13 protein-coding genes and 2 pseudogenes are annotated in these 20,974 nt (G+C 60.8%); 12 read left to right on the top strand and 3 right to left on the bottom strand.

Features of this window, described 5'->3' with window-relative positions; genetic code table 11:
- Positions 1-135: 135 nt before the first annotated feature.
- On the bottom strand, positions 136-2,604 hold the full coding sequence (locus tag Q7C20_RS09460) for a penicillin-binding protein 1A (protein WP_375066980.1): 2,469 nt from the start codon (positions 2,602-2,604) through the stop codon (positions 136-138).
- A gap of 218 nt (positions 2,605-2,822) precedes the next feature.
- Between Q7C20_RS09460 and pilM the strand changes: the two genes are divergently transcribed.
- The 10 genes and pseudogenes from pilM (at position 2,823) to hemE (ending at position 17,269) form a co-directional block, all read left to right on the top strand.
- Positions 2,823-3,476, top strand: coding sequence for a type IV pilus assembly protein PilM (pilM, locus tag Q7C20_RS09465; protein WP_375066892.1), 654 nt, complete (start codon positions 2,823-2,825; stop codon positions 3,474-3,476).
- Complete coding sequence (locus Q7C20_RS09470; protein ID WP_348056059.1) at positions 3,476-4,027, top strand: PilN domain-containing protein; 552 nt, start codon at positions 3,476-3,478, stop codon at positions 4,025-4,027. The genes pilM and Q7C20_RS09470 overlap by 1 nt, the downstream gene beginning before the upstream one ends.
- Entirely contained in the window at positions 4,024-4,986 is a 963-nt protein-coding gene (locus Q7C20_RS09475; RefSeq protein ID WP_375066894.1) for a pilus assembly protein PilP, read from the top strand. Before Q7C20_RS09470 ends, Q7C20_RS09475 begins: the two co-directional genes overlap by 4 nt.
- A 139-nt stretch (positions 4,987-5,125) precedes the next feature.
- Positions 5,126-6,382: pseudogene (locus tag Q7C20_RS09480) on the top strand (type IV pilus secretin PilQ); the annotation flags it as partial.
- Positions 6,383-6,386: 4 nt separating this feature from the next.
- A complete protein-coding gene (gene aroK, locus Q7C20_RS09485) occupies positions 6,387-6,905 on the top strand; it encodes a shikimate kinase AroK (protein WP_017138567.1) in 519 nt (172 codons plus the stop codon).
- A gap of 124 nt (positions 6,906-7,029) precedes the next feature.
- Positions 7,030-8,130: a 3-dehydroquinate synthase gene (aroB, locus tag Q7C20_RS09490; RefSeq protein ID WP_348056053.1), complete on the top strand. Its 1,101-nt coding sequence runs from the start codon at positions 7,030-7,032 to the stop codon at positions 8,128-8,130.
- 10 nt (positions 8,131-8,140) lie between these two features.
- Complete coding sequence (locus Q7C20_RS09495) at positions 8,141-9,712, top strand: SPOR domain-containing protein (protein WP_375066897.1); 1,572 nt, start codon at positions 8,141-8,143, stop codon at positions 9,710-9,712.
- A 349-nt stretch (positions 9,713-10,061) separates the two neighbouring features.
- The gene (gene gltB, locus Q7C20_RS09500; protein ID WP_375066899.1) at positions 10,062-14,507 is read left to right on the top strand and encodes a glutamate synthase large subunit; all 4,446 of its coding nucleotides are present in this window, start codon (positions 10,062-10,064) and stop codon (positions 14,505-14,507) included.
- A 32-nt stretch (positions 14,508-14,539) separates the two neighbouring features.
- Positions 14,540-15,958 carry an FAD-dependent oxidoreductase gene (locus tag Q7C20_RS09505; protein WP_375066901.1) on the top strand — a complete coding sequence of 473 codons (1,419 nt, stop codon included), beginning with the start codon at positions 14,540-14,542 and terminating at the stop codon, positions 15,956-15,958.
- A gap of 243 nt (positions 15,959-16,201) precedes the next feature.
- Positions 16,202-17,269, top strand: coding sequence for a uroporphyrinogen decarboxylase (gene hemE / locus Q7C20_RS09510; protein ID WP_375066903.1), 1,068 nt, complete (start codon positions 16,202-16,204; stop codon positions 17,267-17,269).
- A gap of 142 nt (positions 17,270-17,411) precedes the next feature.
- Here hemE and Q7C20_RS09515 read toward each other — a convergent pair whose 3' ends face one another.
- Positions 17,412-18,686 carry an MFS transporter gene (locus Q7C20_RS09515; protein WP_375066905.1) on the bottom strand — a complete coding sequence of 425 codons (1,275 nt, stop codon included), beginning with the start codon at positions 18,684-18,686 and terminating at the stop codon, positions 17,412-17,414.
- Positions 18,687-18,810: 124 nt separating this feature from the next.
- Between Q7C20_RS09515 and Q7C20_RS09520 the strand changes: the two are divergent.
- Together Q7C20_RS09520 and Q7C20_RS09525 are read left to right on the top strand one after the other, a co-directional pair.
- Positions 18,811-19,704: pseudogene (locus Q7C20_RS09520) on the top strand (LysR substrate-binding domain-containing protein).
- An 87-nt stretch (positions 19,705-19,791) separates the two neighbouring features.
- Positions 19,792-20,178, top strand: a complete 387-nt coding sequence (locus Q7C20_RS09525; protein WP_375066907.1) for a type II toxin-antitoxin system PemK/MazF family toxin — start codon at positions 19,792-19,794, stop codon at positions 20,176-20,178.
- Between the two features lie 370 nt (positions 20,179-20,548).
- On the opposite strand, the gene Q7C20_RS09530 is transcribed toward Q7C20_RS09525, so the two are convergent.
- Positions 20,549-20,953, bottom strand: coding sequence for a hypothetical protein (locus Q7C20_RS09530; RefSeq protein ID WP_375066909.1), 405 nt, complete (start codon positions 20,951-20,953; stop codon positions 20,549-20,551).
- Between the last annotated feature and the right edge of the window lie 21 nt (positions 20,954-20,974).

The following is a 20,974-nucleotide window of genomic DNA, read 5'->3' on the forward strand; positions in this document are numbered from 1 at the left end:
TTGCGCAGATCCAAATGTGGGAGCGGGCTTGCTCGCGAAAGCGGTGTGTCAGTCACCGGAAATATTGACTGATCTGCCGCTTTCGCGAGCAAGCCCGCTCCCACATTGGATCTTTATCAGATCAAAGATCCTGGGTTAGAAGAGGTCGATCGGCGCGGCCTCATCTGCTGGCAGCGGGCTGCCCGGTGCGACGCCATTGCCCAGCTCGTTGACAGACGGCGGCGTGTCTTCGCTCTTGAACAGCTCAAAGTACGCATTCGGCGTGCTAGGTGACGCCGCACGGCCACTCACCGGGTCGATGCGCAGGCTGAGGATGCCTTCTGGCTCCGGCTGGGTGTGCAGCGGCTTGTCTTTCAAGGCTGCGCCCATGTAGCTCATCCAGATCGGCAACGCGACGGTGCCACCAAACTCGCGGCGGCCGAGGCTTTCCGGCTGGTCGTAGCCGGTCCACACGGTGGTCACGTAGTCGCCGTTGTAACCGGAAAACCAGGCGTCCTTGGACTCGTTGGTTGTACCGGTTTTACCCGCGATATCCGCGCGGCCCAGCGCCAGTGCGCGACGGCCGGTGCCTTTCTTGATCACGTCTTCAAGAATGCTGTTGAGGATATACGTGGTGCGACCATCCACAATCCGTTCAGCCACCGCAGGCGCCTGTGGCTCGGCGGGTGCAGTGGGATTGGCGTTGGTGGCTGGCACTGTGCCCGGCGTCGGCTCAATGGTGATGCCGCCGTTGGTCGGTGCCGCAATGCCATCAGGCGCTGCCTGGCCGTTGACCACGTCGCCCGGCACACGTGGCGGGTTGGCGGTGAACAGCGTGTCGCCGTTGCGGCTTTCGATTTTGTCGATCAAGTACGGCGAAATCTTGTAACCGCCGTTGGCAAAGGTGCTCCAGCCCGTGGCGATTTCCATTGGCGTGAGGGTCGCGGTGCCAAGGGCCAGCGACAGGTTCGGCGGCAGGTCCGACTTGGCGAAGCCGAAGCGCGTCATGTAGTCGATGGTCTTGCCTACGCCCATCGCCTGCAGCAGGCGGATCGACACCAGGTTACGCGACTTGTACAGCGCCTCGCGGATACGGATCGGGCCTAGGAACGTGTTGGTGTCGTTCTTCGGGCGCCAGACCTTGTCCAGGTACTCGTCGACAAACACGATTGGGGCGTCGTTGACCAGGCTTGCGGCGGTGTAGCCGTTGTCCAGGGCGGCGCTGTAGACGAATGGCTTGAAGCTCGAACCCGGCTGGCGCTTGGCCTGGGTGGCGCGGTTGTAGTTGCTCTGCTCGAAGGCAAAGCCGCCGACCAGCGCGCGAATCGCACCATTTTGCGGGTCAAGCGACACCAGCGCGCCTTGGGCCAGGGGTACCTGGCTGAATTTCAGGCTGTCGTCTTTCTGGCGTTGCACGCGGATCAAATCGCCCACCTGCGCCACGTCCGACGGCTGCTTGGGCATCGCGCCCATGCTGTTGGTGTTCAGGAAAGGGCGTGCCCACTTCATGCTGTCCCACGGCACAAGCGCTTCGCCGGTACGGGTGAGCACCTGCACGCCGTCTTTCTTCACCTGGGTGACGATGGCCGGCTCCAGGCCGCTGATCGGGCGCTGTTTGCCCAGCTCGGTGGTCCAGGCGCTCATGGTCTTGCCCGGCAAGCGGGATTCAGGGCCGCGATAACCGTGGCGCTGGTCGTAGGCGATAAGGCCGGAATGCACCGCGTTATTGGCGATGTCCTGCAGATTGCTTGGAACGGTAGTCGTCACGCGGAAGCCTTCGGTGTAGGCCTCGCTGCCATAACGGCCGACCATCTCGGCGCGGGCCATTTCAGCAATGTACGGCGCGTTCACTTCCGGTGTTTGTACGTGGTAGCTGGCGTTCAACGGCTCAGCCACGGCGGCTTCATAGGCGGCCTGGTCGATTTTACCCAGCTTGAACATGCGGCCCAGGATCCAGTCGCGACGCTCTTTGCTGCGCGCCGGGTTGGCCAGCGGGTTGAAACGCGAAGGCGCCTTGGGCAGGCCGGCAATCATTGCCATCTGCGCCAGGCTCGCGTCACGAATCGACTTGCCGTAGTAAACCTGGGACGCCGCTTCAATCCCGTAGGCACGGTTGCCCAGGTAGATTTTGTTCACGTACAGCTCAAGGATTTCGTCCTTGGTCAGCTGGCGTTCAATTTGCAGCGCCAGCAGGATCTCGGTGGCTTTACGCGAAAAACTGCGCTCGCTGGTGAGGAAGAAGTTCTTCGCCACCTGCATGGTGATGGTGCTGCCGCCGGATTGAATGTGTCCGCTTTTTACCAACTGAGTGGCCGCACGCACCAGGCTGCTCGGGTCAACGCCATAGTGATTGGCAAAATTATCGTCTTCAGCCGAGAGCAGGGCATTGATGAAGTTGGGCGGAATATCGGCGAAATGAATCGGGGTGCGGCGCATTTCGCCGAACTCCGCGATGAGTTTTTCGTCGCTGCTGTAGACCCGCAAAGGAATCTGCAACTGGATACTTCTGAGTGCCTCTACGGACGGCAAACCCGGACTAAGGTAGAGGTATGCACCGCTGAGCACGAGCAGCAGCCCGCACACGATCGCGACAATGGAGTACCCGAAAAACTTCAGCAGACGAATCAAGGCTTTTGGATTTCCAGAGAAAAGAATGAGTTAGGCGTCGGGGCATGCATGGCAAACGATGGATCGACCCGAGCGGCAGATAAAAGCGGGAAAAAACGCTGGGCATTAAAGCATTTTCGGCCTGAGGCGTCATTCGCGAGGCTCAAAAGAGTCGACCAAATGCACATCGCCAGCGTCAGTCAGGCGGTATGACAGACAAAGTTTTGGGGAGTTTTATGAGAAAGGGAATTTTCAGGCGAAAAGTCGACAGCGTCCTTGGCGTCGACATCAATGAAACCGGGATCAAGCTGATAGAACTCAGCCACTCGGGCGGCGTGTATACCGTCGAAAGCTTTGCCGTGCAGGGCCTGCCGGCCCAGGCGGTCGTCGACGGCACGCTTGTGGACCTTGAAGGCATCGGGCAGGTGCTTCACCAGGCGTTATCGCGTTTGCGCACCTCCTCCCGGCTGGCGGCGGTCGCCGTGGCGGGGCCTTCAGTCATCACGCGGGTAATCGAAATGGAAGCAGGGCTCAGTGACGACGAAATGGCCTGGATGATTCAGATGGAAGCCGACCAGTACATTCCTTACCCTTTGGACGACGTCGCCATCGACTTTCAGGTGCGCGGCCCGTCGGCGGGGTCTGCGGCCCGGGTCGATGTGTTGCTGGCCGCATGTTTGAAGGAGCAGGTCGAAGCACGTGAAGCGGTTTTGAGCCTGGCGGGGCTGGTTGCAAAGGTGGTGGACGTCGAAGGGTTTGCATTGGAGCGCGCTTGCCGTCAGGATTTCGCCAGCTTCACGCCGGGTCATCGAGTCGATGGCGCACACTGGGCCGTGGATGCCCACGGGATGGGAATTGCTTGCGGGTTGGCCCTGAGGAGTTTCGCTTGATGACACGAATCAACCTTTTGCCCTGGCGCCAGGCGCTGGCGCAACGGCGGCGCAAATATTTTCTGCTGTTTTTGCTGGCGTTCGCCTGTGCGGCGATCGCGGCGGTATGGCTGGCAGACCACGTAATCGACCGGGCGATCGACCGGCAAGTGTCGCGCAATAGTCACGTGGGCAAGGAAGTGACCATTGTCGATTCGCGCATCAAGACCATCGACGACTTGCAGGAGCAAAGCCAGCAATTGGCCGAGCGCATGAAAGTCGTGCAAGACCTGCACGATGCGCGCTCTTCCAGCGCCAAGCTGTTCGACCAATTGGCCGGCGCGGTGCCTGAAGGGGTCCACCTGCATGAGGTGGTGGCGAAGGGCGATACGATCAGCGTCAGCGGCAGCGCTGAATCCAGCCAGGACATCGCCCAACTGATGCGCCGCCTGGAGGCCACCCACGGCACTCGCGCCACGCAGTTGCAACATGTGCGCGCCGACGCCAGCCAGGGCGGCAACGAATTTCAATTGATGGTGCGCCAGGGTGAGTCCACCGAGGCCCAACCATGAGCCCTGGCAGGCTCGACTTCTCCGCGCTCTCTCACAACGCTGCAAAATGGCCCCTGCCGGGCAAAGCCCTGATGGGGTGCGCGCTGGCGGGTCTCGTGGTGTTGGTGGGCGATAGTGTGCTGCTGAGCCCGGCCCGCGAACGATTGCAGGCGCTTGAGGTGCAGGAAGTGGCCTTGCAACAGCAGCTGCTGGAGAAAACTGCTGTGTCCGCCGGCCTTGATGAGCGGGCTCGTCAGTTCGAAGTTCGTCAGGCAAAGGTTGCCGAGCTGGTGCGGCAGATGCCTGGCGAGGTGCAGATGCCCGGCTTGCTGGACGACCTCGCCCGCTTGGCGGTTGCCAATGGTTTGGTGGTCGAACACATCACCGTCTTGGACGAGCTGTCCCAACCGTTTTATCTCGAGCAACCCCTGCAGATTGGCGCTACCGGTGTGTTTCACGACCTGGCGGCATTCGTGAGTGCGTTGGGCGGGTTATCGCGGATTGTGACGGTGCATGATGTGGCGCTGCGCCCTGATGGGGCATTGTTGCGCCTTGAACTGTTGGTAAAGACCTACCGCAGCACCGACCAGGGCGACAAGCCCGTCGAGCAGGGCGCGCACATTGTCGACTCGTCGTCTCACCCGCGCGACCCGTTTCAACCGCTGGCACTGCAGGCAGAGCCGGTTTCTGGCCGGCCAGCCTCGGCGCCCGACCTCGCCCGGCCCAAGGCGTTGCTGGAGGGCCTGGCCGTCGATCAATTCGAAATGGTCGGGACGTTATCCCGTGGCGCGCAGCGTTTTGCTTTGCTGCGCGCAGCCGCAACGGTGCATCGGCTCGCGGTAGGTGACTACCTGGGGCCGAACCACGGTCGGGTCACGGCCATTCATGACGGCCACGTCGAACTGGCCGAGTTGTTTCCCGATGAAGCCGGCGCATGGCTGGAGCGCTCGCGAATCCTTGTACTGAACGTCAACTCATAACGGAATAAAACAAATGAAAAGGACTTTTTTGTCCTTCGGTGTGGCGCTATGGATAGCGTTCACGGCACCGATGGCTTTGGCTGTGCCCAATCGTGTGGACCTGATCCAGCTGCCGCCCCCCGGCAATGCAGCGTCAGGCGCTTATACCGGCGACAAACTGAACCTCAACTTCCAGAACATCGAGCTGCGTGCGGTGCTGCAGCAAATCGCCGACGTGGCGGGGCTCAACCTTGTGGCCAGTGATGACGTACAGGGTTCAATCACCCTGCGGCTCAAGGATGTGCCATGGGATCAGGCGCTGGATCTGGTGTTGCAAACCAAAGGGCTGGATAAGCGGGTGAAGGCCGGCGTGTTGCTGGTAGCGCCCGCCGACGAACTGGCTGCGCGCGAATTGCTGACGCTGGAAGCACGCAAGCAAATGGCCGAGCTTGCACCGTTGCGCCGTGAGCTGCTGCAGGTCAATTACGCCAAGGCGTCAGACCTGGCCAAGCTGTTCCAGTCGGTGACGGGGCTTGAAGGTGTCACCGATGAGCGCGGCTCGGTGGCGGTGGATGACCGTACCAACAACATCATTGCCTACCAGACCGGCGAGCGCCTCGAAGAACTGCGGCGGATCGTGGCGCAGCTGGATATTCCAGTGCGCCAGGTGATGATCGAAGCGCGCATCGTGGAGGCCAATGTCGACTATGACAAAAGCCTGGGCGTGCGCTGGGGCGGGCGGCTTAACCGGGGTAACTGGGGCGCGGGTGGGCCTGGCAAGCCTTTGCCCGAGGGCGTCGAACCCTCCGCCAACCCACCCGGTTCGCCGTTCGTGGACATGGGTTCACTCACCGGGACGTCTGGCCTGGGCCTGGCGTTTATCACCGACAACCTGCTGCTCGACCTGGAGCTGACCGCCATGGAGAAATCCGGCAATGGCGAAATCGTCTCGCAGCCCAAGGTGGTCACGTCCGACAAGGAAACCGCGCGCATCCTCAAGGGCACCGAAATTCCCTACCAGGAATCCACTTCCCAGGGCGCCACCTCGGTGTCATTCAAGGAGGCCTCGCTGTCGCTGGAAGTTACCCCGCAAATCACCCCGGACAATTGGGTGATCATGGAGGTCAAGGTCACCAAGGATGAGCCTGACTACTTGAACAAGCTCAACGACGTGCCGCCGATCAAGAAAAACGAGGTCAACGCCAAGGTGCTGGTCAAGGATGGCGAGACCATCGTCATCGGCGGAGTTTTCTCCAATACCCAAAGCAAAGTGGTAGATAAAGTGCCATTTTTGGGCGATGTGCCGTATCTTGGCCGCCTTTTCCGGCGCGATGTGCTGGCGGAGAAAAAATCCGAGCTGCTGGTATTCCTGACTCCGCGTATTATGAATAACCAGGCGATTGCTGTGAGTCGTTGATTCTGTGCGAAATTTGATTCTTGTAGGACCGATGGGGGCTGGAAAAAGCACCATCGGCCGTTTGCTGGCCAAAGAGCTGCGCCTGCCATTCAAAGACTCCGATAAGGAAATTGAATTGCGCACGGGCGCCAATATCCCGTGGATCTTTGATAAAGAAGGCGAATTGGGCTTTCGCGACCGCGAGCAGGCGATGATTGCCGAGCTGTGCGGCTGCGATGGCGTGGTATTGGCCACCGGCGGTGGCGCAGTGATGCGCGATGAGAACCGCCGGGCGCTGCACGCCGGTGGGCGCGTGGTGTATCTGCATGCGTCGGTGGAGCAGCAGGTTGGCCGCACCGCCCGTGATCGCAATCGCCCGTTGCTGCGCACCGCAGACCCTGCAAAAACCTTGCGAGACTTGCTCACGCTGCGTGATCCGCTGTACCGGGAAATTGCCGATCTGGTGGTGGAAACCGATGAGCGGCCGCCTCGAATGGTCGTTCTCGACATTCTTGAGCGCTTGCAGCAGTTGCCACCCCGTTAAAGCCCGGCCCGAAATGCGCTATTCTCGGCGGCGCGCCATTACCTTTTGAGGTGTGGCGCTGAGCCATCAGGCGACGACAGATCTGAGCGTTGCCGATCGTCAATACATCTTCACGCGGGGACACATGCAGACACTTAAGGTCGATCTAGGCGAGCGCAGCTACCCAATCCATATTGGTGAAGGTTTGTTGGACAAGCCCGAGTTGCTCGCGCCGCATATAGCCGGTCGGCAAGTGGCGATCATCTCCAATGAAACGGTCGCGCCGCTGTACCTTGAGCGTCTTAGCCGCAGCCTGGCAGCCTACTCGGTGATTTCGGTGATCCTGCCCGACGGCGAGGCCCATAAAAACTGGGAAACCCTGCAACTGATCTTTGATGGCCTGCTGACTGCCCGCCATGACCGTCGAACCACCGTGATCGCCCTCGGCGGCGGTGTGATCGGCGACATGGCCGGCTTTGCGGCGGCCTGCTACCAGCGCGGCGTGGATTTTATCCAGGTGCCGACCACCTTGTTGTCCCAGGTTGATTCGTCGGTAGGCGGCAAGACCGGCATCAATCACCCGCTCGGCAAAAACATGGTTGGCGCGTTCTATCAGCCCCAAGCCGTGCTGATCGACACCGCGACACTCAACACCCTGCCACCGCGCGAGCTGTCGGCGGGCCTGGCGGAAGTCATCAAGTACGGGTTGATCTGCGACGAGCCGTTCCTCACCTGGCTTGAAGAGCATGTAGACGCCCTGCGCGGCCTCGACCAAGTCGCCCTGACCGAAGCAATTTCCCGCTCCTGCGCTGCCAAGGCGCTGGTGGTCAATGCTGACGAACGGGAGTCCGGTGTGCGGGCCACGTTGAACCTGGGCCACACCTTCGGCCATGCGATTGAAACGCACATGGGCTATGGTGTGTGGTTGCATGGGGAAGCTGTCGCAGCGGGCACCGTGATGGCATTGGAAATGTCGCAGCGCCTGGGCTGGATCAGCGCCCAGGAGCGGGATCGCGGCATTCAGCTGTTCCAGCGCGCCGGTTTGCCGGTTATTCCGCCGGAAGAGATGACCGAGGCGGATTTCCTCGAACATATGGCAATCGACAAGAAAGTGATCGACGGTCGCCTGCGACTGGTACTGCTGCGCCACATCGGCGAAGCGGTAGTGACCGACGATTATCCGAAAGAGATTTTACAGGCCACGCTGGGAGCGGATTACCGCGCCCTGGCCCAGCTTAAAGGTTAATAAGATCCCGATGACTAGTTTGCATGCCGACGAGGCGTTCCTCGGCCATTACCAGTTAAGCCATGACCCTTTCGCTCCACGGGTGCCTGGCTTCAAATTTTTCCCTGCCCAGCGCAAGCCGGTGCTTGGCCAACTGCACCACCTGGCGCGCTACAGCCAGCTGTTGCTGGTGGTCACCGGCCCATTGGGCAGCGGCAAGACCTTGTTGCGTCAGGCGCTGGTCGCCAGCACCAACAAGCAATCGGTACAGAGCGTGGTGGTGTCAGCCCGTGGTGCCGGTGATGCGGCAGGTGTGCTGCGCCAAGTGGCACAAGCCCTGAACGTTTCCAATGCCGAGCCGAACGCGATCCTCAAGCAAGTGGTTCAGCTTGGCCTGACCGGCCAGGAAGTCTACCTGCTGGTGGATGACGCCGAGCAGCTCGACGAATCCGCCCTGGAAGCACTGCTTGCGCTGGCGGCGGGTACGCCCGAAGGTCGCCCGCACGTGTTCCTGTTTGGTGAGTCGTCGTTGATCGCCGATCTGGAGCAGATCAGCGGTGAACAGGAGCTGTTTCACGTCATCGAATTGCAGCCGTACGAAGAGGAAGAAACCCGCGAATACCTGGCTCAACGCCTTGAAGGCGCCGGGGCGGGTATCGAACTTTTCTCCGCTGCACAGATCTCTGATATTCACGAAAGCGCAGGCGGCTGGCCTGGCACCATCAACCAGGTTGCCCGTGATGCCTTGATCGAAGCCATGATTGCCAGCCGTTCTGCGGTTAAGCGTCCAAAGATGGGGTTTACTATGCCTAAGAAGCACGTATTGGCGATTTCCGCCGTTGTCGTGGTTGCTGTAGCCGCCGCCTGGTTGATCCCGGGTCGCAGCAAGGCGCCGACGACTGCTGGCGCGCCAACGGAACAGGCGCAGTTGCCACTGGGCAAGCCCACGCCAAATGTCGAATTTGCCAATTCCGGCCAACCGACCAACCTGCCGATGGTCGGCCAACCGGTGATGCGTGGCCCGCTGGCCGAAGAAGCCGGTGGCATCTCCGAAGGCGACGACGGCGTGCCGGTGGAAGGCTCCAGCGCCACCCCGCCGACCGTGACCACCACCGCGCCGCCTGCGGGCGTTCCAGCGGGTCAGCCAGCAGCGCCAGTTGCTCCGGTTGCCAAGCCGGTGCCTGCGCCGACTGTCGCCGCCGCCAAGCCAGCGCCAGTCGCCAAGCCTGTTGCACCTGCGCCTGCGGCCAAACCCGCTCCGGCCGCCAAGCCTGCCGAGAAGCCAGCCGCCACCGTCGCCAAAGCCGGCGCCACCGGCAGTGGCTGGTACGCCAGCCAACCGACTGGCAACTTCGTGGTGCAGATCCTCGGCACCAGCTCCGAAGCCAACGCTCAAGCCTTCGTGAAAGAGCAGGGCGGCGAGTACCGTTATTTCAAGAAAGTGCTCAACGGCAAGCCTCTCTACGTGATCACCTACGGCAACTTCTCCAGCCGTGCAGCAGCCGATTCCGCCATCAAGGCCTTGCCAGCGAAGGTTCAGGCTGGTAAACCTTGGCCTCGCACTGTCGCCAGCGTCCAACAGGAACTGGCAGCAACTCGCTGAAGATTCGGCGGCCTTACCCAGGCCGCCTCTCCCGGCACCTCAAAAAAACTACAACAGCGTGCAGCCCTGAAGGCCGCGCGCTTTGTGGTGTCTGCGCATGTCGCCTTTGAGTCGTAGCGGTCCGAACTAAAAAAGTTTTGACTAGCACAGCATATCGATTTAAACCTTTCATAAATGCGACATAGATTTGCGACATTTCGTCGCTAAATTTGTGAGCGTCTGTGTCGGTGTGTACAATGACCTCCCTTTTGCCCCCGCTAAGCCGGCGTACGTTCGGCGTGGAAGGTAACCGGTTGAATTGAAAAGAAATTTGCCTCGTTATAAGAGGCAGCCTGGTGAGAAAGTGTCTATGAAAGCAGGTCTGTATCAACCCGATGAATTCAAGGATAACTGCGGTTTTGGCCTGATAGCCCACATGCAGGGCGAGCCCAGCCATACCCTTTTGCAAACGGCCATTGAGGCCCTGACCTGCATGACCCACCGCGGTGGGATCAACGCCGACGGCAAGACCGGTGACGGTTGTGGCTTGCTGATTCAAAAGCCCGACCAGTTCCTGCGCGCTATTGCCAAAGAGCATTTTGCTGCCGACCTGCCCAAGCAGTACGCCGTGGGCATGGTGTTCTTCAACCAGGACCCGGTAAAAGCTGAAGCCGCTCGCGAAAACATGAACCGCGAAATCGAGGCTGCCGGCCTGCAATTGGTTGGCTGGCGCAAAGTGCCGATCGACACCAGCGTGCTCGGCCGCCTGGCCCTGGAGCGCCTGCCGCAGATCGAACAAGTGTTCATCGCCGGCGACGGCCTGAGCGATCAGGACATGGCGATCAAGCTGTTCACCTCGCGTCGTCGCTCGTCTGTGTCCAACGCCGCCGACACCGACCACTACATCTGCAGCTTTTCGCACAAAACCATCATTTATAAAGGCCTGATGATGCCGGCGGATTTGACCGCCTTCTATCCAGACCTTAAAGACGAGCGCCTGCAAACCGCAATCTGCGTGTTCCACCAGCGCTTCTCCACCAACACCCTGCCGAAATGGCCGCTGGCTCAGCCATTCCGCTTCCTCGCCCACAACGGCGAGATCAACACCATCACTGGCAACCGCAACTGGGCCGTGGCCCGTCGCACCAAGTTCGCCAACGACTTGATGGACCTGGAAGAACTCGGCCCGCTGGTTAACCGCGTGGGTTCCGACTCCTCCAGCATGGACAACATGCTCGAGCTGATGGTCACCGGCGGCATCGACCTGTTCCGTGGCGTGCGCATGATCATTCCGCCAGCGTGGCAGAACGTCGAAACCATGGACCCGGACCTGCGTGCGTTCTACGAGTACAACTCGATGCACATGGAGCCGTGGGACGGCCCGGCCGGCGTGGTCATGACTGACGGCCGCTACGCGGTGTGCCTGCTCGACCGTAACGGTCTGCGCCCGGCGCGTTGGGTTACTACCACTAACGGTTTCATCACCCTGGCCTCGGAAATCGGCGTGTGGGACTACAAGCCCGAAGACGTCATCGCCAAAGGCCGCGTAGGCCCTGGCCAGATCCTCGCCGTGGACACCGAAACCGGTCAGATCCTCGACACCGACGCCATCGACAACCGCTTGAAGTCCCGTCACCCGTACAAGCAATGGCTGCGCAAGAACGCCCTGCGCATCCAGGCGACCATGGAAGACAATGACCACGGTTCGGCGTTCTACGACGTCGAACAGCTCAAGCAATACATGAAGATGTATCAGGTCACGTTCGAGGAGCGCGACCAGGTGCTGCGTCCGCTCGGCGAGCAAGGCTATGAGGCCGTCGGCTCCATGGGCGATGACACGCCAATGGCCGTGCTGTCCCAGCGCGTGCGCACTCCGTATGACTATTTCCGCCAGCAGTTCGCCCAGGTGACTAACCCACCGATCGACCCGCTGCGTGAAGCTATCGTGATGTCGCTGGAAGTGTGCCTCGGTGCCGAGCGCAACATTTTCCAGGAATCGCCGGAGCACGCTTCCCGCGTGATCCTCAGCTCGCCGGTGGTTTCACCGGCCAAGTGGCGCTCGTTGATGACCCTGGAGCGTCCAGGCTTCGAGCGCCAGATCATCGACCTGAACTACGACGAGAGCCTCGGCCTTGAAGCCGCTGTGCGCAACGTCGCCGACCAGGCCGAAGAAGCTGTGCGCGCCGGTCGTACCCAGATCGTATTGACCGACCGCCATATCGCTCCGGGCAAGCTGCCGATCCACGCCTCGCTGGCGACCGGCGCAGTGCACCACCGCCTGACCGAAAAAGGCCTGCGCTGCGACTCCAACATCCTCGTGGAAACCGCCACCGCCCGCGACCCGCACCACTTCGCGGTGTTGATCGGTTTCGGCGCCTCGGCGGTGTATCCGTTCCTCGCATACGAAGTGTTGGGTGACCTGATCCGCACCGGTGAAGTGCTGGGCGACCTCTATGAGGTGTTCAAGAACTACCGCAAAGGCATCACCAAGGGCCTGTTGAAGATCCTGTCGAAGATGGGCATCTCTACGGTCACCTCGTACCGTGGCGCGCAATTGTTCGAAGCCATCGGCCTGTCCGAAGAAGTCTGCGACCTGAGCTTCCGTGGCGTGCCGAGCCGCATCAAGGGCGCGCGTTTCGTCGACATCGAAGCCGAGCAAAAAGCCCTGGCGGCCGAAGCCTGGAGCGCGCGCAAGCCGATCCAGCAAGGTGGCCTGCTGAAGTTCGTGCACGGTGGCGAATACCACGCGTACAACCCGGACGTGGTCAACACCCTGCAAGCCGCCGTGCAGCAGGGCGACTACGCCAAGTTCAAGGAATACACCGCGCTGGTGGATAACCGCCCGGTGTCGATGATTCGCGACCTGTTCAAGGTGAAGACCCTGGACACGCCGCTGGCCATCAGCGAAATCGAGCCGCTGGAATCGATCCTCAAGCGCTTCGACTCCGCCGGTATTTCCCTCGGCGCCTTGTCGCCTGAGGCGCACGAAGCCCTGGCCGAAGCCATGAACCGCCTGGGCGCGCGTTCCAACTCCGGCGAAGGCGGCGAAGACCCGGCGCGCTACGGCACCATCAAAAGCTCGAAAATCAAGCAGGTCGCCACTGGCCGTTTTGGTGTGACCCCGGAATACCTGGTCAACGCCGAAGTGCTGCAGATCAAGGTTGCCCAAGGCGCCAAGCCCGGTGAGGGCGGCCAGCTGCCAGGCGGCAAGGTCAACGGTTTGATCGCCAAGCTGCGTTACGCAGTGCCGGGCGTGACACTGATTTCGCCACCGCCGCACCACGACATCTATTCGATTGAAGATTTGTCGCAGCTGATTTTCGACTTGAAACAAGTCAACCCGCAGGCGCTGGTCTCGGTGAAACTGGTCGCGGAAGCCGGTGTGGGCACCATCGCCGCCGGTGTGGCCAAGGCCTATGCCGACCTGATCACCATCTCCGGCTACGACGGCGGCACCGGCGCTTCGCCGCTGACCTCCATCAAGTACGCTGGCGCACCGTGGGAACTCGGCCTGGCCGAAACCCACCAGACCCTGCGCGGCAACGACCTGCGCGGCAAGGTTCGGGTACAAACCGACGGCGGCCTGAAAACCGGCCTCGACGTGATCAAGGCCGCGATCCTCGGCGCCGAAAGCTTCGGCTTCGGCACCGCGCCAATGATCGCGCTGGGCTGCAAATACCTGCGCATCTGCCACCTGAACAACTGCGCCACCGGCGTCGCGACGCAGAACGAAAAACTGCGCAAGGATCACTACATCGGCACCGTCGACATGGTGGTGAATTTCTTCACCTACGTCGCCGAAGAAACCCGTGAGTGGCTGGCCAAGCTGGGCGTGCGTTCGCTGGAAGAACTGATCGGCCGTACTGACCTGCTCGACATTCTCGAAGGCCAGACCGCCAAGCAACAGCACCTGGACCTGACGCCGCTGCTCGGCAGCGATCACATCCCGGCAGACAAGCCTCAATTCTGCCAGGTTGATCGCAACCCGCCGTTCGACAAAGGCCTGTTGGCCGAGAAGATGGTCGACATGGCCGGCTCTTCGATCTTTGAGGCCAGCGGTGGCGAATTCGCTCTGGATATCTGTAACTGCGACCGTTCCATCGGCGCACGCGTCTCCGGCGAAATCGCGCGCAAGCACGGCAACCAGGGCATGGCGAAAGCGCCAGTCACCTTCCGCTTCAAAGGCACTGCGGGCCAGAGCTTTGGCGTGTGGAACGCCGGCGGCCTGCACATGTACCTCGAAGGCGACGCCAACGACTACGTGGGCAAGGGCATGACCGGCGGCAAGCTGGTGATCGTTCCGCCGGTCGGCAGCGTGTACAAGACCCAGGACAGCGCCATCATCGGCAACACCTGCTTGTACGGCGCCACCGGTGGCAAGTTGTTCGCCGCCGGCACTGCCGGTGAGCGGTTCGCCGTGCGTAACTCCGGTGCTCACACCGTTGTGGAAGGCACTGGCGATCACTGCTGCGAGTACATGACCGGTGGCTTTGTCGCGGTATTGGGCAAGACCGGTTACAACTTCGGTTCTGGCATGACCGGCGGTTTCGCCTATGTGCTCGACCAGGACAACACCTTCGTCGACAAGGTCAACCACGAGTTGGTCGAGATCCAGCGGATCAGCGGCGAAGCCATGGAATCCTACCGCAACCACCTGCAGCACGTGCTGGACGAGTACGTCGAGGAAACAAACAGCGAATGGGGCCGTAACCTCGCTGAAAACCTCGACGATTACCTGCGCCGTTTCTGGCTGGTCAAGCCCAAGGCTGCCAACCTGAAATCGTTGCTTTCCAGCATCCGTGCCAATCCGCAGTGATAGGCGCCTGAACAGTTTGATGAGGTTTTAACATGGCTGAACGTCTGAATAACGACTTCCAGTTCATCGATGTCGGGCGCAAAGATCCGAAGAAGAAACTGTTGCGTCAACGCAAGAAAGAGTTCGTGGAAATCTACGAACCCTTCAAACCCCAGCACTCGGCCGACCAGGCCCACCGCTGCCTGGGGTGCGGTAACCCGTATTGTGAATGGAAGTGCCCGGTGCACAACTTCATTCCCAACTGGCTCAAGTTGGTGGCCGAGGGCAACATCCTCGCCGCCGCCGAGCTGTCGCACCAGACCAACACCCTGCCGGAAGTCTGCGGCCGGGTGTGCCCGCAAGACCGTCTGTGTGAAGGTGCGTGCACCCTCAACGATGGCTTCGGTGCGGTGACCATCGGTTCGGTGGAGAAGTACATCACCGACACCGCGTTCGCCATGGGCTGGCGCCCGGACATGTCCAAGGTCAAGCCGACCGGCAAGCGCGTCGCGATCATCGGCGCCGGCCCGGCTGGCCTGGGCTGCGCCGACGTGCTGGTGCGTGGCGGCGTGACCCCGGTGGTGTTCGACAAGAACCCGGAAATCGGCGGCCTGCTGACCTTCGGTATCCCCGAGTTCAAGCTGGAAAAAACCGTACTGAGCAACCGTCGTGAAGTGTTCACCGGCATGGGTATCGAGTTCCGCCTCAATACCGAGATCGGCAAAGACATCACCATGGAGCAACTGCTCGCCGAATACGATGCCGTGTTCATGGGCATGGGCACCTACACCTACATGAAGGGCGGCTTTGCCGGTGAGGACTTGCCGGGCGTTTACGATGCCCTGGATTTCCTGATCGCCAACGTCAACCGCAACCTGGGCTTTGAAAAGTCGCCGGAAGATTTCGTCGACATGAAAGGCAAAAAGGTCGTGGTTCTGGGCGGTGGCGACACCGCGATGGACTGCAACCGCACCTCGATTCGCCAGGGCGCCAAGTCGGTGATCTGTGCCTATCGTCGTGACGAAGCGAACATGCCCGGCTCGCGCAAAGAGGTAAAGAACGCCAAGGAAGAAGGCGTGCGATTCCTCTACAACCGCCAGCCGATCGCCATCGTCGGTGAAGACCGCGTTGAAGGTGTGAAAGTCGTTGAGACCCGTCTCGGCGAACCGGACGCCCGTGGCCGTCGCAGCCCCGAGCCGATCCCGGGTTCTGAAGAAATCATCCCGGCCGACGCCGTGGTGATCGCCTTCGGTTTCCGCCCAAGCCCGGCGCCGTGGTTCGAGCAGTTCAAAATCCAGACCGACAGCCAGGGCCGCGTCGTAGCCCCGGAACAGGGCCAGTACAAACACCAGACCAGCAACCCGAAAATCTTCGCCGGTGGCGATATGGTTCGCGGTTCTGACCTGGTAGTGACGGCGATCTTCGAAGGCCGTAATGCCGCCGAAGGGATCCTGGATTACCTGCAGGTCTAGTCCTGATCTCTGATTGAAATGGGATCAAAATGTGGGAGCGGGCTTGCTCGCGAATGCGGTTTATCAGTCACCAGATGTGTCGACTGACCCACCGCTTTCGCGAGCAAGCCCGCTCCCACATTTGGTTCCAGTACATTCAAGACATTGCTGCAAATCAACCCGATAGACAAAAGGCACGGTGCATTCCGTGCCTTTTGCGTCGCGCTCTGAGAAAATGCCCGCACTTTTTTTGCGGATGCCGACATGACTGCCCTCAAGAACGACCGTTTCCTTCGTGCCCTGCTCAAGCAACCTGTGGACGTCACCCCCGTGTGGATGATGCGCCAAGCCGGTCGCTATCTGCCGGAATACCGCGCCAGTCGCGCCAACGCCGGTGACTTCATGAGCCTGTGCATGAACCCGGAGTTCGCCTGCGAAGTCACGATGCAGCCGCTGGACCGCTACCCGCAACTGGACGCGGCCATCCTTTTTTCCGACATCCTGACCATCCCTGACGCCATGGGCCAAGGGCTGTACTTTGAAACCGGCGAAGGCCCGCGTTTCAAGAAGGTCGTCAGCACCCTGGCCGACATCGAAGCCCTGCCGATCCCCGATCCGCATAAAGACCTGGGCTACGTGATGGACGCCGTCAGCACCATCCGTCGCGAACTCAATGGCCGCGTGCCGCTGATCGGCTTCTCCGGCAGCCCATGGACCCTGGCCACCTACATGGTCGAAGGCGGCTCGTCGAAAGACTTCCGCAAGACCAAGGCCATGCTCTACGACAACCCGCAGGCCATGCACCTGCTGCTGGATAAACTGGCGCAGTCGGTCACCAGCTACCTCAACGGCCAGATTATGGCCGGTGCGCAAGCGGTGCAGATCTTCGATACCTGGGGCGGCAACCTGTCGTCGGCAGCGTATCAGGAATTTTCCCTGGCCTACATGCGCAAAATCGTCAGCGGCCTGATCCGCGAGCATGAAGGCCGCAAAGTGCCGGTCATCATGTTCACCAAGGGTGGCGGCCTGTGGCTGGAAACCATCGCCGACGCTGGCGCTGACGCACTCGGCCTGGACTGGACCTGCGACCTGGGCGAAGCCCGCCAGCGCGTGGGCAACCGCGTCGCGCTGCAAGGCAACATGGACCCGACCGTGCTGTACGCCAAGCCCGAAGCGATCCGCACCGAAGTCGGCCGCATCCTCGCCAGCTACGGCAAAGGCACCGGCCACGTGTTCAACCTCGGCCATGGCATCACCCCGGAAGTGAACCCGGAGCATGCCGGTGCGTTCCTGCAGGCAGTGCATGAGCTGTCTGCGCAGTACCACGAGTAATTAAAAAAGCCCGGCAGACGCCGGGCTTTTTAATGGATGAACACAAAATAAAATGTGGGAGCTGGCTTGCCTGCGATGACAGTAGTGAATTCACTACAGCCATCGCAGGCAAGCCAGCTCCCACATTAAAAGCAGGACCGTCTCAGGCCTTCACATTCCCCAACGGCGCCAACTTCGCCAACCTCAACGCCACCAACAAAGCGCCAATCAACAACGCTACGATAAACCCACCAATCCCGTTCCAGCCCGCGAAGTGCCAGAAGAACCCGCCCGCCGTCCCCGCAACACTCGACCCCGCGTAATAGCAGAACAAGTACAACGACGACGCCTGCCCCTTGGCCTTCACCGCGCGCCTGCCGATCCAGCTACTCGCCACCGAGTGAGCGCCGAAGAAGCCGAAGGTGAAGATCAGCATGCCCGGCACCACCAGCCACAGCGGCGTGAACAGGGTCAGGCTCATGCCGGCGAGCATGAGCACAATGGTGCACCACAACACACGGCGGCGGCCGAGGCGGTCGGCCAGCGAGCCGATCTTGGCTGAGCTGTAGATGCCGGTCAGATACACCAGAGAGAGCAGGCCCACCACCGCTTGGCTCAGCCCGTAAGGTTTTGCCAGCAGCCGGTAGCCGATGTAGTTGAACATCGTGACGAACGCGCCCATCAACAGGAAGGCTTCGAGGAATAACCACGGCAGGCCCGCGTCCTTGAAGTGCATGACAAACCCATCCACCAGGTTGCGCGGTTTGAGGCTGCTGGCGCGGAAGTTGCGCGATTCGGGCAGGATCTTCCAGAACACCGTGGCGGCGATCAGCGCCAGCGCGCCGATGATCAGCATCGCGGTGTGCCAGCTGACGAAGTCGATCAACACACCGATGATCAAGCGCCCGCTCATGCCGCCGATCGCGTTGCCGCCGATATACAGGCCCATGGCCAGGCCGATGTGTTGCGGGTGGATCTCTTCACTCAGGTACGTCATCGCCACGGCGGCCAGCCCGCTCAGCGACAGGCCCACCAGCGCGCGCATGAACAGAATGCCTTCCCAGGTTGGCATCAGGCCGCTGGCGATGGTGGCGAGCGCCGCGCAGAACAGCGCGCAGACCATCACCGGCTTGCGCCCCAGGCGGTCGGAAATCGGCCCGGTGATCAGCAAGCCCAGCGCCAGCATCGCCGTGGACACCGACAAAATCAGGCTGCTCTGCGCGGCGTTGATGGAAAACTCGTGGGACAGCGCCGGCATCATTGGCTGCACGCAATACAGCAAAGCGAACGTGGCAAAGCCGCCGGAAAACAGCGCCAGCACCGTGCGCATGAACATCGGCGTGCCTTTTTCGATGTACTGCTCGTTGAGCTGGGCCACCACCTCATCCAGGGCGGTGGGCGGGACTTCTTGAGCGAATGGCGCGACAGCAGATTTCACGGGGACCTCGGCGATGAAAAGCCGGCCAGGACTGGCACTGCAAAAAAGAATATAGCTGGCTAATGATTCTTTCCAATATATTGTTCGACCTGTTTGATAGGTTTTACGACCTAATGAGGCTTGCATGGAATTACGTCACTTGCGCTACTTCATCGCCGTCGCCGAAGAACTGCACTTCGGTCGCGCCGCCCAAGTGCTGGGCATCTCGCAACCGCCGTTGAGTCAGCAGATTCAGGCCCTTGAGCAACACGTGGGCGCGCGTTTGTTTGAGCGCACCAATCGTCGGGTTGAGCTGAGCGAGGCGGGGCGGTTGTTCCTGCATGAGGCGCGGTTGGTGCTGGCCCAGGTCGACAAGGCGGCGGACGTAGCGCGCCGCGCGCAGTTGGGAGAGTTGGGCTAGCTGAAGATTGGCTTCACCTCGTCGGCGCCGTTCAACGCCAGCATCCCCCAGGCGATTTTCGCCTTTCGCCAGGCCTTCCCGGCGGTGCACCTGAATTTGCAGGAAATGAGCAGCACCGAAGTGGCCGAATCGCTGGTGGATGAGTCGATCCAGGTCGGCCTGATGCGTCCGTTGCCATTGCCGGACTCGCTGAGCGTTGTTGAACTGATGCGCGAGCCCTTGGTTGCCGTATTAAGCGCGGGCCACCCAATGGTCGAAGGCACCGAACGCGGTTTGCACCTGGCGCAATTGGCCGAGGAGCCGTTTGTGTTTTTCCCACGCTCCTACGGCAGCGGCCTCTATGCCCAATTGATCAACCTAGCCCGCGACGCCGGCTTCAGCCCGCACTTCGCCCAGGAAGCCGGCGAGGCGATGACCATCATCGGCCTGGTGGCGGCGGGGCTCGGCGTGTCGGTATTGCCGGCGTCGTACCAACGCATCCGCATCGACGGCGTGGTCTATCGCACCTTGCTCGATCAAGAGGCGGTGACCTCGGTCTGGCTGGTGCAGCGCAAGGGCGCGCAAACCCTGATGGCAAAGGCATTTGTGGAGCTGTTGACGCGTAAGGTGCTCCTGTAGCTCACCTCACATATCAGGTAACTGATCCTCCTTAGTGATTCGCTAGAAAGTTACGCAGAATCACTCTTTTGCAAGCGAGTGATATGGATGGCACTTCTCTATCAGCCCAAGGAGGGCAGCGTGTTGATTTGTGATTTTCGAGGCTATGAGGTTCCGGAAATTATCAAGATTCGGCCCGTTATTGTGATACGTAAGCACCGAACGAATAAGCTCCTGGTGACAGTTGTACCGCTGAGCACAACTGCCCCGCAGACGATATTGGATCATCATTTGCAACTCGACAGTCATCTTCAGGGCGCTAGCCCGATTTGCTGGGCGAAGTGCGACATCGTGGCGACCGTTTGCCTGGGCCGTCTAGACCGAATCAAAAGCAAAGACCGTCATGGCAAACGAACTTACAAAATCGCTGAGCTCACTGCTGATCAATTTCTAGCGATAAAAGCGGCGGTGCGCAGCGCCTTAGGGCTGCACTAAAGAACAAGCGGCGCTTTGCCACTGATTGCATGCCAGTTGTTTTCGGGCATACTGCATAGGTTCCCGAGAGGGGCTTGTGAGACTCTGAGGATCCTGGGCAACCAGCCATCGCAGAGCCAGGCAGGAAGCGGCGATGACAAGCCAACCTGTTTGTGAGAGGGCGCCGAAAGGCGCCCTTTGTCGTTTCTGTGGCGAGCAGGCTTGTCGTGGCGAGCGGGCTTGCCCCGCGTTGGGCTGCGCAGCAGCCCCAATAATATCTCTGCGTTCTTGCAGACCGTTTACGATCTAAGGATTCTGGGGCCGCTTCGCAGCCCAACGCGGGGCAAGCCCGCTCGCCACAACAAGCCCGCTCGCCACAGAGCGGCGCGCTTCAGTTCTGCGCCGCTGAGCCACTGCTGCGCAGCGCTGCGAGGATGTCGCGATCCAGCATGCTGATCCAGCGGTTGTAGTTGCGGTGGATTTTGCCGTCCTTGTAGCCCAGGTCGCGGCTGTCGCGGTAAGTGATGGCGTAGCTGTTGCGGGTGTAGCGGATGTCGATGGCGGCGTAGAACTGGCCGCGCACGGTGATATCGGCTTGCACCAACTGCGGGCTCAGGCGTTGCACGGCCCACTCGCGTTTTTGCAGGGTGGTGACGATGACCTGTTTCATTTGCTCTTCGCTGGCCTGGGTGTTTGCCGCCAGCTCGTGCTGGGTATTGAGTACCGGTTTGCTGGTGCAACCGGCGGTGGTCAGCAGGGCCAGGGTGATCAGGGTGGCGCGTAGCAAGGAAGACATTCCGTTTTCTCCAATCAATTA

The organism is Pseudomonas sp. AMR01, assembly GCF_041946035.1.
Taxonomy (GTDB): domain Bacteria; phylum Pseudomonadota; class Gammaproteobacteria; order Pseudomonadales; family Pseudomonadaceae; genus Aquipseudomonas; species Aquipseudomonas antarctica_B.